Here is a 13,808-nt window from a genome sequence, read left to right as displayed (position 1 = left end):
TCATTACCTTTATATCGTTATTCCCGATGGTACGGGTGATTATTATTAAGACTCCATGCACGGTACAAACTTTCAGCGACAATCACGCGTACAATAGGGTGAGGCAATGTGAGCGGTGACAGTGACCAGCGTTGTTCGGCGGCTGCTAAGCACGCATCTGACAATCCCTCAGGTCCACCAATCAGTAATGACACATTGCGACCATCCATTTGCCAGCCCGCCATTTGCTGAGCTAATTGTGGTGTGGTCCAAGGTCGGCCATGAACCTCAAGTGTCACGATACGATGACCTTTGGGTACCGCTGCTAGCAAGGCTTCACCTTCTTGGCTTTTGATTTTACCTAGCTCAGCCTTCTTTCCCCGCTTTTGAGGCGTGATCTCGACAAGATCCAAGCTCATGTCACGGGGAAATCGTTTTTGATATTCTTCAAAGCCGCTGCTAACCCAGGTTGGCATTTTATTACCAACAGCGAGCATCTGAATGTGCACTTATTGGCTCCAGAGCTTCTCAAGTTGGTAAAAGTCGCGTATAGACTCTTGCATCACGTGTAGCACCACGTCACCTAAGTCAACCAGTACCCACTCGCTTTGCTCACCACCTTCGATACCTAATGGAGGGATACCTGCGTGTTTAGCTTGGGTCGCAACATATTCAGCAATACTTTTAACATGTGTTTTAGAGTTGCCAGAACAAATAACCATGTAATCAGCAACGTCCGTTTTACCATGCACATCAAGGACCTGAATGTCACGTCCTTTTAAATCATCGACTTTATCAATGACAAATTCGCGCAGTTGTTCAACTTGCAAGTTTTATTACTCCCATCGACTTTGACAAAAGTTAGAGTGTATCAGATTATCGCGCTATAAACAGCATCACAATGGGCTTGAATACAATCCGTGATGACGAATGTATGTCATTACCTGAGATGGTATTTCTGCGCTGTCACCTGAGGCTAAAGCGTCCCTAACCGCAGTTGATGACACATCAGTCAGGGTGGTATTAGCAATATAAATACGACCACTTGAATCCTGATAGAGTTCATCGGGCGAAGATACTTGTCGGTCATGCAGTAATTGAGTCACCGTTGAGTTAGCCGTCCTGAGCTGATAACCGGGGCGAGGCAGGACAACCAGGTGAGCACAAGCGAGGATGGACTGCCAATCAAACCATTGGTCAAAAGTAAGTAACGAGTCCATACCCATAATAAAAGCTAGGGTATCATTAGGGTAGTGTTCACGCATTGCGGCGAGTGTTTTGGCAGTATACGACGGACCGTCTTGGTTTAGCTCGAAAGGTTCGGCACACATGTGCGCATGAGATCTGATAGCGCATTCGATCATGGCCAAACGGTGCGCGCCATTAGCACGCGGTTGGGGCCTGTGCGGTGGTACCGCGTTGGGCATCAAATGAATAGTAACGTAATTAAGCTCTTCGACTAGCGCCTTTGCAGCATTAAGATGGCCACAATGGATAGGATCAAAAGTACCGCCAAAAATCGCTCTCAACATGACTATACACACCTAATTGTTGGCTGATGGACGCAGGTAATTGGGGCGAGGACAATAACACAACGAGATGATAAAGCAGAACATCAAGTGGCTCGTCGCGGTCTCCTTTTATTGCACGCTCAATGCGCTCTGCCAATGCAATCATTTGCTTGATGGAATTATCACTGTGGGTGCTAGCACGTGCTGAGTAGGCAGACTGTTGCGAGCTCCATACTGCAAATTGTTTAAATACGGCTTGGTGATCCAATCCATGCTGCGCGTTGACATGTAATTGGCTGATAATCTGCACTTCGCGCTGTAGCATCCAATTAAGAATATTCAGTTCAATATCGTTATCAAGTAACCGCTCCAAACGATGAATTGCTTGACTCAGATCCTGTGCTGCAATGCTCTCTTGTAATCCGAATACATCAAATTGACTGCTATCTGCGACGCGCTCGTAGATTTGCTTCTCGTCTATTTGTGGTGGATTCGGTAGCAATGACCATTTGATAAACTCTTGTTCGAGTGCAAAGAGATTGCCTTCAAACCAGTTACTTAAAACCTCAGCCGCTGTTTGTGATAACTGCAGTTGATGGCGCTGCGCGCGTTGCATTACAAAACGCGGTAACTGACTGCGTTTGGGGGTGAAAATTTTAACTTGCAGTGCCTGTGCTGCAAGCGCTTTGAACCAGCGACTATTGAGTTGTTCCTTTTTGAGCCGAGGGCCCTTTAAGATAAGCAATTGGTCAGGATTCGGTTGTTTAACGTAGTCGACTAACGCATCTGAACCCGGTTTACCGGGTTTAGCTTCGGGCAACTCAATATCGAGTATTGTGAAGCTACCAAATAGGCTCATTGATTGTTGCTGGAGGGAAAGTTGACCCCAATCAAATTCGGCATCGGCACGCCAACGCTGATACTCTGGCGTACTTGATAATTGTTGATTGAGGCTGTGGCGGATTATTTCGTCGCAATCTTGCTGCAACAGAAGCTCGTCCCCAAACAGCAAAATGACAGGCGGAATGCGTTGTTGCAAACTGCTCGCGAGCTGTTCAGGGAAAATGGCTTGCATGGTTAGTCCGAGAACTCTGAGATCAGTTGACGCACTAAACGGCGAGTCGCTTCATCTCGCATTTCTGATACCAAGAGTTCACGCTCTCGCGTTTTGGCGAGAGCAAAGTTCGGATCATCTTGGTAGTCGCGAGCAACTTCGACTTGGCCGTTATACTCGGTTTCGCCATCGCGGATGACCTGATAATTGATTTGGTATATCAGTTCATATTCCGCGACTTGTCCACTTTCAAATAACGAGAGTGTACGGCGTTCAAGCTGATCGGAAAGTATACGCACGATAGTGGTGGAGTTGCTTGTGCCCCCATCTACTACCTGAATACCTGCAGTAAGTAACCGTTGCGTCAAGCTCGCCTCGAGTTCTAATGAGTCAATACTATCGAGTCGAACGGCCTGAAGATTAGCAGGAAGCTGATAGCTATCTCTTAGTTGGAAGCTACAGCTATTAAGCCCGCCTAAAAAAAGCAGGCTTAATAACACAGCGGTTACTGGTCGTAGGTACGCCATATTAACTCACCACAATATTGAAGATTTTGCCTGGGACATAGATCTTCTTGCGAATGGTTTTACCGTCGGTGTATTTTTGTACAGATTCATCGGCTAATACGAGCGATTGTACTTCTTCTTCGCTCGCGTTAGCAGCGACGGTCAGCTTGGCACGTACTTTTCCATTGACCTGAACAACAATGAGCTTTTCTTCTTCGACCAACGCACTGTCATCGACACTCGGCCAGTCTGCAGCGATCAGGCTATCTTGATGACCGAGTTGCTCCCATAAATGCTCGCAAATATGCGGTGTAATCGGTGCCAACATACGAATCATGGCATCAATCGCTTCACCCATCACGACGCGGTCGGCTTCAGTCTCAACAGGCGCCTTTTGTAGGTGATTAAGTAGCTCCATGATTGCCGCAATTGCGGTGTTAAAGTGTTGGCGACGACCCATGTCATCACTCACTTTGGCTATGGTCTTGTGAAGCTCGCGGCGCAGTGCCTTCTGATCTTTGTTGAGCTCAACATCATTCTGATGATAGCCCCCCGCCTCGATGAAGTCATAGGTTAATTTCCATACACGACGCAAGAAACGTTGAGCACCTTCGACACCTGAATCCGACCACTCCAAGGTCATTTCAGGTGGCGCGGCAAACATCATAAATAAACGAACCGTATCGGCGCCGTAACGCTCGACCATAGTTTGTGGGTCGATACCGTTATTTTTCGACTTAGACATTTTGCTCATACCCGCGATTTCGACAGGTTGACCATCTGCTTTGTGGCGTGCTGAGACTACGGCACCTTTGTCGTCTTTATCGAGTTCGACGTCGAGCGGAGAAATCCACTGTTTACCGCCTTTGTCATCCTCACGGTAGAAACTGTCAGCCAATACCATACCTTGGCATAGCAGGCGCTTAAACGGCTCATCGGATTCAACGAGACCTGTGTCACGTAGCAATTTGTGGAAGAAACGCGCATACAACAGGTGTAAAATAGCGTGTTCAATGCCGCCGATATACTGATCCACTGGGAGCCAATAGTTGGCTTTTTCTGGATCGAGCATGGCGTCATCCGTTTGTGCGCTGCAATAGCGCGCGTAGTACCATGACGACTCCATAAAGGTGTCGAAAGTATCGGTTTCATGTTCTGCCGGTTGTCCTTGATACTCTGTTTTGCGCCACTCAGGATCAGCTTTAATGGGCGATGTAACACCGTCCATTGTGACATCTTCAGGCAAGCGGACCGGTAGTTGGTCTTCTGGCACGGGCACTGATTCGCCATCGGCAAGATTCAGCATTGGGATAGGTGTCCCCCAGTACCGTTGACGAGAAACACCCCAGTCGCGCAATCGGTAATTCACACTACGCTGACCCACGCCACGTTGCTCCAGCAAATCAGCAATCGCGTCGAAGGCTTGCTGTGACGACATGCCGTTGTAGTCACCTGAGTTAATCACTTTACCTTTTTCGGTAATCGCCGCGGCTTTAATATCACCTTCGCCACTAAACGGCTCGATAACAGGAACGATAGGCAGTTCATATTTGGTCGCGAACTCCCAATCACGCTGATCGTGACCTGGCACTGCCATAACGGCACCTGAACCGTAATCCATTAAAACAAAGTTAGCGACCCACACGGGAATCTCTTCGCCGGTCATTGGATGAACCGCGCGGATCCCCGTATCCATGCCGAGCTTTTCCATCGTGGCGATATCTGCTTCAGCCACTTTGCTATTTTTGCACTGCTCGATAAAGTCGGCGAGTTCAGGGTTACTTTTTGCAGCTTCACGCGCGAGCGGATGCTGTGCGGCTAGCCCCATGTAAGTAACACCATAAATCGTGTCAGGGCGGGTGGTGTAGACACTCAGCGACTGGTCGCTGTTGGCCACTTTGAATTCAATTTCTAAGCCTTCAGAACGACCAATCCAGTTACGCTGCATCGCCTTAACTTGTTCTGGCCAACCATCCAATTGGTCTAAATCGTCAAGCAACTCATCTGCATAATCGGTAATTTTGATAAACCACTGCGGAATTTCTTTTTGTTCAACTTTAGCACCGCTGCGCCAACCGCGACCATCGATTACTTGTTCGTTAGCAAGTACGGTTTGGTCAACAGGATCCCAGTTAACGGTGGCGTTCTTTTTATAAACCAAGCCCTTTTCATATAACTTTGTAAAGAACCATTGCTCCCAGCGGTAGTACTCGGGTGAGCAAGTGGCGACTTCGCGTTGCCAGTCATAGCCAAAACCTAAGCGCTTAAGTTGCTCGCGCATGTATTCGATGTTTTGGTATGTCCACTTGGCTGGCGCGGTTTTATTTTGAATGGCGGCATTTTCTGCCGGTAGACCAAATGCATCCCAACCCATCGGCTGAAGCACGTTCTTGCCTTGCATCCGTTGATAGCGAGAGACCACATCACCCAGCGTGTAGTTACGCACGTGACCCATGTGGAGCTTGCCGCTTGGGTACGGGAACATCGAGAGACAGTAGAATTTCTCTTTCTCTGGCTGTTCAGTGACTTCGAACACTTTATCTTCTTGCCAACGTTGCTGAATGGCTTGTTCTATCGCGGACGGGTTGTATTGTTCTTGCATAGGTCGTTTTATATCCGATATTGGTTACTGCATAGTCAGGCGGCAAAGCCGCCTTCGAATTAGCTAATGGCGTACCACATTACAAACATGATGACTAAGCCAGCCACACCAAAGAATGTAAATTCAAAACGTTGGCGTTGGCGAACTTCAGTGTCATCTGTTGGCGTTGCTAAAAAGAACATGGCTAAGCTGGTGAGGCCGAGTCCACCAGAGGCAACCAGAACTGCAAAGAGAATGGCATCGAGAATGTTTTCCATGACTACTTTTCCTATTTACCCAATTAACACGATTATTGTACTGATTTTTCCTGCGACTGACCACGGTCAGTGCGATTAAATAGCCTGATTAAAGGTAGTAATGACAATACAGCAAGCAGGTCAGCAGGCCAGTTTCCCCATTGCTGAAATAACGTTGTGCCGCGTACCACGGGAAGTTCTGCAGAAACCGTTGTCGCTTTAAATTGGGGCGCGATAGCGATGATGCGACCTTGTTCATCAGTCATCGCACTCACGCCGTTATTGGTCGAGCGGATTAACGGTCGACCGAGTTCCATTGCACGCATGCGTGCGATTTGCATATGTTGCCAAGGACCATGAGAGTCACCAAACCAAGTATCGTTGCTGACAGTAATTAGGTAGTCAGTATCGGCGCTTACGTTCGCACGTACCTGATCGGCAAAGACAATTTCATAGCAGATGGCAGCTGCCAAGCGGTGACCGTTGGCTAATAAGTTAGGTTGAATATATTCACCGCGTTGAAACGATGACATCGGCAAATTAAATAACGGAGCGATAGGGCGCAACAGATTCTCAAAAGGGACAAACTCGCCAATCGGTAATAGGTGGTGCTTTTGGTAACGGTTGCTGCTGCCATACTGATAAGGCGTATCAAATCCATCAATACCCGATTCATCGCCCAACACAATCATCGTGTTGTAGAACTGATCACGGGTACTTTGATAATCAATAATACCGGATATTAATGCAGCGCCGTTCATTGCCGCCGATTGATCAATGGTGCTCAGTACGTCATCTGCGTAGGGTTCAAGTGCTGTGATGGCGGACTCTGGCCATACGATAATATCGTGTTGGTAGTTCGGACGGGTAAGATCTAAATAACGCAATATATTAGGCCACTGCTGATCAGCCTGCCATTTAAGCGTTTGTGAAATATTGCCTTGTACCAATAACACAGATGTTTTGGTGTCAGTACGGTGCAACGGTTGCAATTTAGGCAGTATATAACTTGCGGTAAAAAATACCAGTAGCATCAGTGCTGCGTAAATTCGGCACCGTAACGACCCCACGACTGCCGCTGCGATAGACAATGCTATAAACCACAGTACGGCAGTAATGCCTCGCTGACCGATAGTCGATGCTAAACCGCCCAGCCAAGCGTCCGTTTGCGTATACCCGAGCTGTAACCACGGAAAGCCGGTAAATAACCAACCTCTTAGCCACTCGGATAAGAACCAAAACAACACCAAGCTAAAATACGCGTAAGGCACTTTGAGACTTAATTTACGCCAGCTGTAAAAAGCCAGCGCAGGGAAGAGCGCAAGATAAGCGATTAACAAACCGAGTACCGCGATATCTGCTATCAGCGGCATACCACCATAGGTATCAATGCTGACTAAAATCCAACTTAAGCCGGCGCCTAACCAACCAAGACCAAAGAAAAAGCCAGCTCTAAACGCCTGTTTAGGCTTGAGCGGTTTTATAAGAAGCACCACGCAGGGCAGTACTAACAGCGGCAAGTACGTAAGCGTGTAAGGTGAATAAGCAAACGTCAGTGATGTACCCAGTAAAACCAGTACGATGTGACGCAACCAACCCACCTGATTGAGTGCTTCAAGCCGCTTGTGGATCACCCCTGCGATTCCTCGGTATATGTATCCGATGTCGGTGGTGTCACCTGTAATTGTTGAATTCGACGCTTGTCCGCACTGGTGACCTTAAATGTGAACCCAGATAGCGTGATTTGCTCTCCGGGTTGTGGCAGGTGACCGAAGCCGTGCGCCACTAGACCACCCACTGTATCGATTTCATCGTCAGCGAATTGGCTGTTAAAATGGTCATTAAAGTCTTCAATGGTAGTGAGTGCTTTAACAGAGTATCGAGATGCACTTAAGCGTTTAATATCGGCTTTATCGTCATCATTGTGATCGGTTTCATCCTCTATCTCGCCCACGATCTCTTCTAAGATATCCTCGATGGTGACCAAGCCCGATACACCACCATACTCGTCGACGACGATCGCCATATGATAGCGGTTAGACCTAAACTCTTTAAGCAACACATCAACCCGTTTGCTCTCTGGCACAATGACTGCTGGACGCATGACTTCGGATAACGAGAAGCTGTCTTCAGTGAAATTAAAGCCGTAACTGAGTAAATCTTTCGCTAGAAGAATCCCTTCGACATGGTCTTTGTTGTCGGTGACGACGGGGTAGCGGCTGTGTTGTGATTCGATCACGATAGGCAGGAACTCCTCAACGCTTTGGTGAATATCAATGGTCACCATTTGCGAACGAGGAATCATAATGTCACGCACTTTAAGTTCAGCGACATCGAGTACACCTTCGATCATTTCCTTCGTATCGTTATCGATCAGGTCCCGCTCTTCAGCGTCCTGAATTAAATCGACAAGTTCTTCTCGGCTTTTCGGCTCTCCAGCGAATACCTGTAACAGTTTGGCTGCCCAAGATTTTTGCGAAGAGCCGCTGGCTGAGTGGGGATTGTCGTCGCTCATTCAGAGTGTTGCTCCGTGTTAATGATTAATTTGGTAAGGATCAGGAATATCGAGCCGTGCCAGTGCATCTTTCTCGATGCGTTCCATGTGCTCGGCTTCGGCATCTTCTATGTGATCGTACCCTAAAAGGTGCAGAGTACCGTGTATCACCATATGCGTCCAGTGATGCATGAGCGGTTTCTGCTGCTCATCCGCCTCACGCTCTACCACCTGTGCGCAGATTACCAAGTCACCGAGTAGGGGAATTGGCATTTCGATAGGCGCTTCAAACGGGAAAGACAAGACATTGGTCGCATAGTCCTTACTACGAAATTCATGATTCAGACTGCGTCCCTCAGCTGGATCAACGACACGAACCGTTAATTCGGCTTCAGTATTGTCATAGCCAGCGAGTGCTAACGCAGTCTCTACCCAAAGCTCAATATCCGCTTGTTGAGGGAGTTCACTCGCTGTCTCGCAGGCGACTTGATAATCAGCTTGAACCTTCACGGCGCTCCTGTCCTGTATCAAACTCCTCGTAAGCTTGCACAATGCGTTGCACCACCGGGTGACGCACAACATCGCCGGCTTGGAAGAAGGTAAAACTAATATCCGGTACTTTACTAAGGACTTCAATCGCGTGGCGCAAACCAGACCGTTGCCCTCGCGGTAGGTCGATTTGAGTAATGTCGCCAGTGATTACTGCCTTGGAATTAAAACCAATACGGGTGAGGAACATCTTCATCTGTTCCATCGTGGTGTTTTGGCTTTCATCTAAGATAATAAAGGCATCGTTGAGCGTGCGCCCGCGCATGTATGCTAACGGTGCGACCTCAATCACATTACGTTCAATCAGCTTTTCGACTTTCTCAAAGCCAAGCATTTCGAACAAAGCATCGTATAAAGGACGTAAATAAGGATCGACCTTTTGAGCTAAGTCTCCTGGTAAAAAGCCCAGTTTTTCGCCGGCTTCTACCGCTGGACGTGTCAGCAAAATACGACGGATCTCCTGGCGTTCGAGCGCGTCAACGGCACAGGCAACAGCCAGATAGGTTTTACCTGTACCTGCCGGTCCAATACCAAAATTGACGTCGTGCGCGAGAATCGAACGCACATAGCCCGCTTGGTTATGATTGCGTGGCTTGATAAGACCTCGTTTGGTCTTGATATGCGTCATTTTCTCCGCCGCCGGATCTGTGTCGTCTTGCTCAAGTACTTTGGCTTGCTGAATAGCCAAATGAACCTGCTGCGGTTCGACATGACCCTCTTGACCTTTGACGGTGGCAGTCTCGACATAGAGGTCGCGCAGAATATTCTGCACTGCAGCAACGGTGTGCGCGTGTCCAATTAAACGAAAGTGATGACCGCGATGGGTAATTTCCACACCCAAGCGGCGCTCGATGTGTTTGAGGTTCTCGTCAAATGGACCACAGAGATTAGAGAGCCGACGTAAATCCGTCGGCTCTAGTTCAAATTCAATAGTTTCGGTACGTTGATTCAATCGAATCCTCTTCTTTGCTAGTACTAAGGTACGACTCGAGCAACACCTAATGGATCGGGTTCTTCCGCCTTGTTGCGTTGCAGAATCGTTTCTGGCGCGGTGTCAATCCGAAGGCCCATATCGGCTTCTTCACGAATTAACTCACCTCTCAGTGAGTTAGGTAATACTTCGGTGATTTTGACATCGACAAACTTACCAATCATATGGGGTTGCCCAACGAAATTTACAACCCGGTTATTTTCGGTACGACCGGTTAACTCCATTGGATTCTTTTTCGATGGCCCAGTCACTAAGATACGTTGTTCAGTATCCAACATCCGGCGTGCATGTGCCATTGATTGCTGGTTAAGTCGTTGTTGAAGCAACTGTAAACGCTGTTTCTTGGTCGCTTCAGTGACGTCGTCAGGTATATCGGCAGCAGGTGTACCAGGACGCGCACTGTAGATAAAACTGAAGCTCATATCAAAGTCGATGGCTTGAATAAGATCCATCGTCGCTTGGAAATCTGCATCGGTTTCACCGGGGAAACCGATAATAAAGTCCGATGACATCGCAATATCAGGACGCGCTTTCTTTAAGGCGCGAATTTTTGATTTGTACTCTAACGCGGTATGTCCGCGTTTCATCATCGTTAACACGCGATCCGAACCACTCTGTACCGGTAAGTGTAAATGACTGACCAGCTCAGGAATCGTTGTGTAAGCCTCGATAATATCGTCCGTAAATTCGACCGGATGCGAGGTGGTGTAACGAATACGATCAATACCATCAATGGCAGCAACAAGATGCAATAACTCGGCGAAGCGGCATACAGAACCATCAAAATGCTCGCCACGATACGCATTAACATTTTGACCGAGTAGGTTGACCTCACGCACGCCTTGCTCCGCCAGCTGTGCGATTTCATAGATCACGTCATCGACAGGGCGGCTGACTTCTTCACCACGCGTATAAGGCACGACGCAGAACGAGCAATATTTTGAGCAACCTTCCATGATAGAGACAAAGGCACTCGCGCCCTCGGCTTTTGGATCGGGTAGGCGGTCAAATTTCTCGATTTCTGGGAATGAGATGTCGATCATGGGTTGGTGGTCTGAACCGACCTGCTTCACCATTTCAGGTAAGCGGTGCAAGGTTTGTGGACCAAACACAATATCAACGAACGGTGCACGGGCGCGAATCGCGTCACCTTCTTGCGATGCGACACAACCGCCCACACCAATTAACAAGTCGGGGTTGGCTTGTTTTAAATGCTTCCAGCGTCCGAGCTGATGGAACACCTTCTCTTGAGCTTTTTCACGGATCGAGCACGTGTTTAGCAGGATAAGGTCAGCCTGTTCGGCTTCTTCGGTCAGTTCATAGCCGTGTGTCGAGTTGAGTAGATCGGCCATCTTGGTCGAATCGTACTCGTTCATCTGACAACCCCAGGTTTTTACGTATAACTTTTTGCTCATGGTGACTCAATCAATTGCTGGAATTTGGAAACTTCAAATCGGGCGCATATTTTACCTGTTATATTGGGTAAAAGCCAACCATACCGCGTTAACTTTTACGGCGGGTGCGTATTGCGAAGTAGCCCGCAATAATAATGATGATAGCGCCCCAAAACATATGCCAAGCGACCACCTCGTCGAAGAACAGATAGCCGAGCAAAGCGGCAAACATCACAGAAGTATACGTGAAGACACCCACTTTTGCAGGCGGAGCGATAGAAAACGCTTTGGTCATTGCGAGTTGCCCATAGACCGCAAGCGAGCCCATGGCAATAACGCCTAGCCAGTCTTCGTAAGGCATCGGCTGCCATAACCAAATTAAGGGGATAGCGCTGGCAATGGTGGCATAGGTAGAAAAATAAAAGACAATCTTACTGGTCGATTCTGTGACCGACATTTTTCTAATCACGGTTTTAGTGAATGCAGCAAACACCGCCGCGATAAATGCAACTCCGACGATGGGCGATATACTCGCTTGCCAGGGGCTCAAGAAAATGAACACACCGACAAAGCCTAATAAAATAGCTAACCAGGTTTGTCGTGCGACATATTCTTTTAACCAAACCCGACCAATAATTGGGATTAAAAAGGGTGACAACAACAATACCAGTGTTGCTTGAGCGAGTGGAATAGTCGCTATAGCGAAAAAGAACAGGTACATAGCGGCAACACCAGCGGTACCTCGCAACAGGTGCAACCCTAGTTTCTCAGTTCGTAACGCACTTGGACCTTTACGTAAAAGCCAGGGTAGCAACACAATAAAGGCCATGACGTTACGAAAAAACACCAGTTGCGCAAATGATTGATCGTCGCTTAAGTGCTTCACTAATGCACTCACACCAGCAAAACTCGCTTCTGCTGAGAGAATAAAGCAAGACGCGATGACGACATTTCGGGTTGATACGGCGTTTGAATGCATTGAGCTAGCGCAAGTTGATAATCCAATAATGCATATAGTAACGGAAAACAGCGCGCTTTTATGTTAAAAATAGCGGCAATCGAAACAATCAATGGTGGCGACAGGAGTTACAGCGGTGACAATCTCGGTAGATTACCTAATCAACGGTGCTGGAATGGTGGGGGCGGCGGCAGGTTTAGCGTTGGCTCAGCAGGGTTACCGCGTGCTACTTGTAGATAACACTGAAGCGCCGAAAAAAGCGGAACGTTGGGATATACGCATTTCGTCAGTCAATGACCATCATTGGCATTGGCTTTCTCAGCTCGGTGTTGCGGATTGCATTGATAAAGATAGAGTACTGCCTTACACGACACTGTCGGTTGCGTCGATCAACGGCACTCGCGCCGACTTTGATGCAAAAGAGGTGAATCGCGATCAATTGGGCGTGATGGTTGAAAACAATGCACTGCAGCGCGCGTTGTGGCGCTGTTTAAAGCATTGTGAAACTGCGCAAATACGGGCTAACGATGCCATCACTGAAATAGACTTAGCTAACCACAAGGCGGTCCTTGCGGGTGGCGCGTCAGTCCAGTTTAATCGCTTACTTGGTTGTGATGGCGCTCATTCGCAAGTTGCGCGGGTCGCTGGTATTGGATATCGCGGCTGGGACTACGGACAAACGTGTGAGTTGGTCAATGTGATAACCGATCAGCCTATACCCTCTGCAACCTGGGAAATATTCAAGCCAGGCGGTCCGTTTGCATTACTCCCACTGGGTTGTAATGAAGCCTGTCTAATCAATTACCGACCCAGCAATACGCACCACACTACCGATCTGAAGCAACTATTTGCGCCGTTCATTGGTGCCTTTGATACCTATGCATCGGGGCAATTTCCATTACAGCGAAAACATGCATTACGTTATTGCGTTGGACCTGTAGTACTCATGGGGGATGCAGCTCACAGTATTCACCCGTTGGCGGGGCAGGGAGTCAATTTGGGCTTTGCCGATATTCGCTGTTTTATTGAACAGCAGGGTGATGCTCAGCGTTATGAACGTCAGCGTCGCAAAGCTAATGCCAAAATGATGCGGGCAATGGATATGATTCATTGGCACTTTGAAGATGCCAATCCTTTGAAACAGCGCATGGTTGCAGCGAGTTTGAAGTTGGCGAAAAGGGGCGTTATCAAGCAGGCAATTATTAAACAAGCGATGGGAATGAGCTAGTACTACAGAACATATCAGGAGCCAGAAACAAAAAAGCCACCGTAAAGGTGGTTTTTTAATGCCGAGTGTCCTAACAACTTGGTGCGGAGGGAGGGACTTGAACCCTCACGTCCTTGCGGACACTAGCACCTGAAGCTAGCGCGTCTACCAATTCCGCCACCACCGCAAGTGGTCATGTTGGCTGGGGCACCAGGGATCGAACCTGGGAATCGCGGGATCAAAACCCGCTGCCTTACCGCTTGGCTATGCCCCAACAACATATGGACGAACTCAAGCAACGCGTTGGCTGGGGCACCAGGGATCGAA

Annotated in this window: 14 protein-coding genes and 2 tRNA genes; 1 reads left to right on the top strand and 15 read right to left on the bottom strand. The window is 48.2% G+C overall.

What is annotated here, in order from left to right:
* Positions 1–17: 17 nt before the first annotated feature.
* The 13 genes from rlmH to OS145_RS05190 form a co-directional block, all read right to left on the bottom strand.
* Positions 18–488 carry a 23S rRNA (pseudouridine(1915)-N(3))-methyltransferase RlmH gene (gene rlmH / locus OS145_RS05250; protein ID WP_006955181.1) on the bottom strand — a complete coding sequence of 157 codons (471 nt, stop codon included), beginning with the start codon at positions 486–488 and terminating at the stop codon, positions 18–20.
* Positions 489–809 (bottom strand): ribosome silencing factor, encoded by a 321-nt coding sequence (gene rsfS / locus OS145_RS05245; protein ID WP_006955180.1) that lies wholly within the window; start codon positions 807–809, stop codon positions 489–491. It abuts the gene before it with no gap.
* A 66-nt stretch (positions 810–875) separates the two neighbouring features.
* Complete coding sequence (gene nadD, locus OS145_RS05240) at positions 876–1,511, bottom strand: nicotinate-nucleotide adenylyltransferase (protein ID WP_006955179.1); 636 nt, start codon at positions 1,509–1,511, stop codon at positions 876–878.
* Entirely contained in the window at positions 1,480–2,565 is a 1,086-nt protein-coding gene (gene holA / locus OS145_RS05235; RefSeq protein WP_006955178.1) for a DNA polymerase III subunit delta, read from the bottom strand. The genes nadD and holA overlap by 32 nt, the downstream gene beginning before the upstream one ends.
* Positions 2,566–2,567: 2 nt before the next feature.
* Positions 2,568–3,071, bottom strand: a complete 504-nt coding sequence (locus OS145_RS05230) for an LPS-assembly lipoprotein LptE (RefSeq protein WP_006955177.1) — start codon at positions 3,069–3,071, stop codon at positions 2,568–2,570.
* A 1-nt stretch (position 3,072) separates the two neighbouring features.
* Positions 3,073–5,652: a leucine--tRNA ligase gene (gene leuS / locus OS145_RS05225; RefSeq protein ID WP_006955176.1), complete on the bottom strand. Its 2,580-nt coding sequence runs from the start codon at positions 5,650–5,652 to the stop codon at positions 3,073–3,075.
* A gap of 59 nt (positions 5,653–5,711) precedes the next feature.
* Positions 5,712–5,909: a hypothetical protein gene (locus tag OS145_RS05220; RefSeq protein ID WP_006955175.1), complete on the bottom strand. Its 198-nt coding sequence runs from the start codon at positions 5,907–5,909 to the stop codon at positions 5,712–5,714.
* A gap of 32 nt (positions 5,910–5,941) precedes the next feature.
* Positions 5,942–7,522 (bottom strand): apolipoprotein N-acyltransferase, encoded by a 1,581-nt coding sequence (gene lnt / locus OS145_RS05215; RefSeq protein WP_006955174.1) that lies wholly within the window; start codon positions 7,520–7,522, stop codon positions 5,942–5,944.
* A complete protein-coding gene (gene corC, locus OS145_RS05210; protein WP_006955173.1) occupies positions 7,519–8,403 on the bottom strand; it encodes a CNNM family magnesium/cobalt transport protein CorC in 885 nt (294 codons plus the stop codon). The genes lnt and corC overlap by 4 nt, the downstream gene beginning before the upstream one ends.
* Before the next feature lie 18 nt (positions 8,404–8,421).
* Positions 8,422–8,892 (bottom strand): rRNA maturation RNase YbeY, encoded by a 471-nt coding sequence (gene ybeY, locus OS145_RS05205; protein WP_006955172.1) that lies wholly within the window; start codon positions 8,890–8,892, stop codon positions 8,422–8,424.
* Entirely contained in the window at positions 8,876–9,883 is a 1,008-nt protein-coding gene (locus OS145_RS05200) for a PhoH family protein (protein WP_006955171.1), read from the bottom strand. Before OS145_RS05200 ends, ybeY begins: the two co-directional genes overlap by 17 nt.
* A 23-nt stretch (positions 9,884–9,906) precedes the next feature.
* Entirely contained in the window at positions 9,907–11,337 is a 1,431-nt protein-coding gene (gene miaB / locus OS145_RS05195) for a tRNA (N6-isopentenyl adenosine(37)-C2)-methylthiotransferase MiaB (protein ID WP_006955170.1), read from the bottom strand.
* A gap of 88 nt (positions 11,338–11,425) precedes the next feature.
* Positions 11,426–12,295, bottom strand: coding sequence for a DMT family transporter (locus tag OS145_RS05190; protein WP_006955169.1), 870 nt, complete (start codon positions 12,293–12,295; stop codon positions 11,426–11,428).
* Between the two features lie 115 nt (positions 12,296–12,410).
* On the opposite strand from OS145_RS05190, the gene OS145_RS05185 reads away from it, so the two are divergent.
* Positions 12,411–13,502, top strand: coding sequence for an FAD-dependent monooxygenase (locus tag OS145_RS05185; RefSeq protein WP_165477445.1), 1,092 nt, complete (start codon positions 12,411–12,413; stop codon positions 13,500–13,502).
* Between the two features lie 79 nt (positions 13,503–13,581).
* Here OS145_RS05185 and OS145_RS05180 read toward each other — a convergent pair.
* Positions 13,582–13,668 (bottom strand) — tRNA-Leu (locus tag OS145_RS05180).
* 12 nt (positions 13,669–13,680) lie between these two features.
* Positions 13,681–13,755 (bottom strand) — tRNA-Gln (locus OS145_RS05175).
* Positions 13,756–13,808: the final 53 nt, after the last annotated feature.

It is taken from the genome of Idiomarina baltica OS145 (assembly GCF_000152885.1).
In the GTDB taxonomy this organism is placed as follows: domain Bacteria; phylum Pseudomonadota; class Gammaproteobacteria; order Enterobacterales; family Alteromonadaceae; genus Idiomarina; species Idiomarina baltica.
The sequence above is the reverse complement of the archived record's forward strand: the minus strand, read 5'-3'. Positions and strand labels throughout refer to the sequence as shown.

Coding starts and splice junctions, on each gene's coding strand:
- holA (WP_006955178.1), bottom strand. CDS start 2,565: ATGCAAGCCATTTTCCCTGAACAGCTCGCGAGCAGTTTGCAACAACGC.
- OS145_RS05220 (WP_006955175.1), bottom strand. CDS start 5,909: ATGGAAAACATTCTCGATGCCATTCTCTTTGCAGTTCTGGTTGCCTCT.
- leuS (WP_006955176.1), bottom strand. CDS start 5,652: ATGCAAGAACAATACAACCCGTCCGCGATAGAACAAGCCATTCAGCAA.
- corC (WP_006955173.1), bottom strand. CDS start 8,403: ATGAGCGACGACAATCCCCACTCAGCCAGCGGCTCTTCGCAAAAATCT.
- OS145_RS05190 (WP_006955169.1), bottom strand. CDS start 12,295: ATGCATTCAAACGCCGTATCAACCCGAAATGTCGTCATCGCGTCTTGC.
- miaB (WP_006955170.1), bottom strand. CDS start 11,337: ATGAGCAAAAAGTTATACGTAAAAACCTGGGGTTGTCAGATGAACGAG.
- nadD (WP_006955179.1), bottom strand. CDS start 1,511: ATGTTGAGAGCGATTTTTGGCGGTACTTTTGATCCTATCCATTGTGGC.
- OS145_RS05230 (WP_006955177.1), bottom strand. CDS start 3,071: ATGGCGTACCTACGACCAGTAACCGCTGTGTTATTAAGCCTGCTTTTT.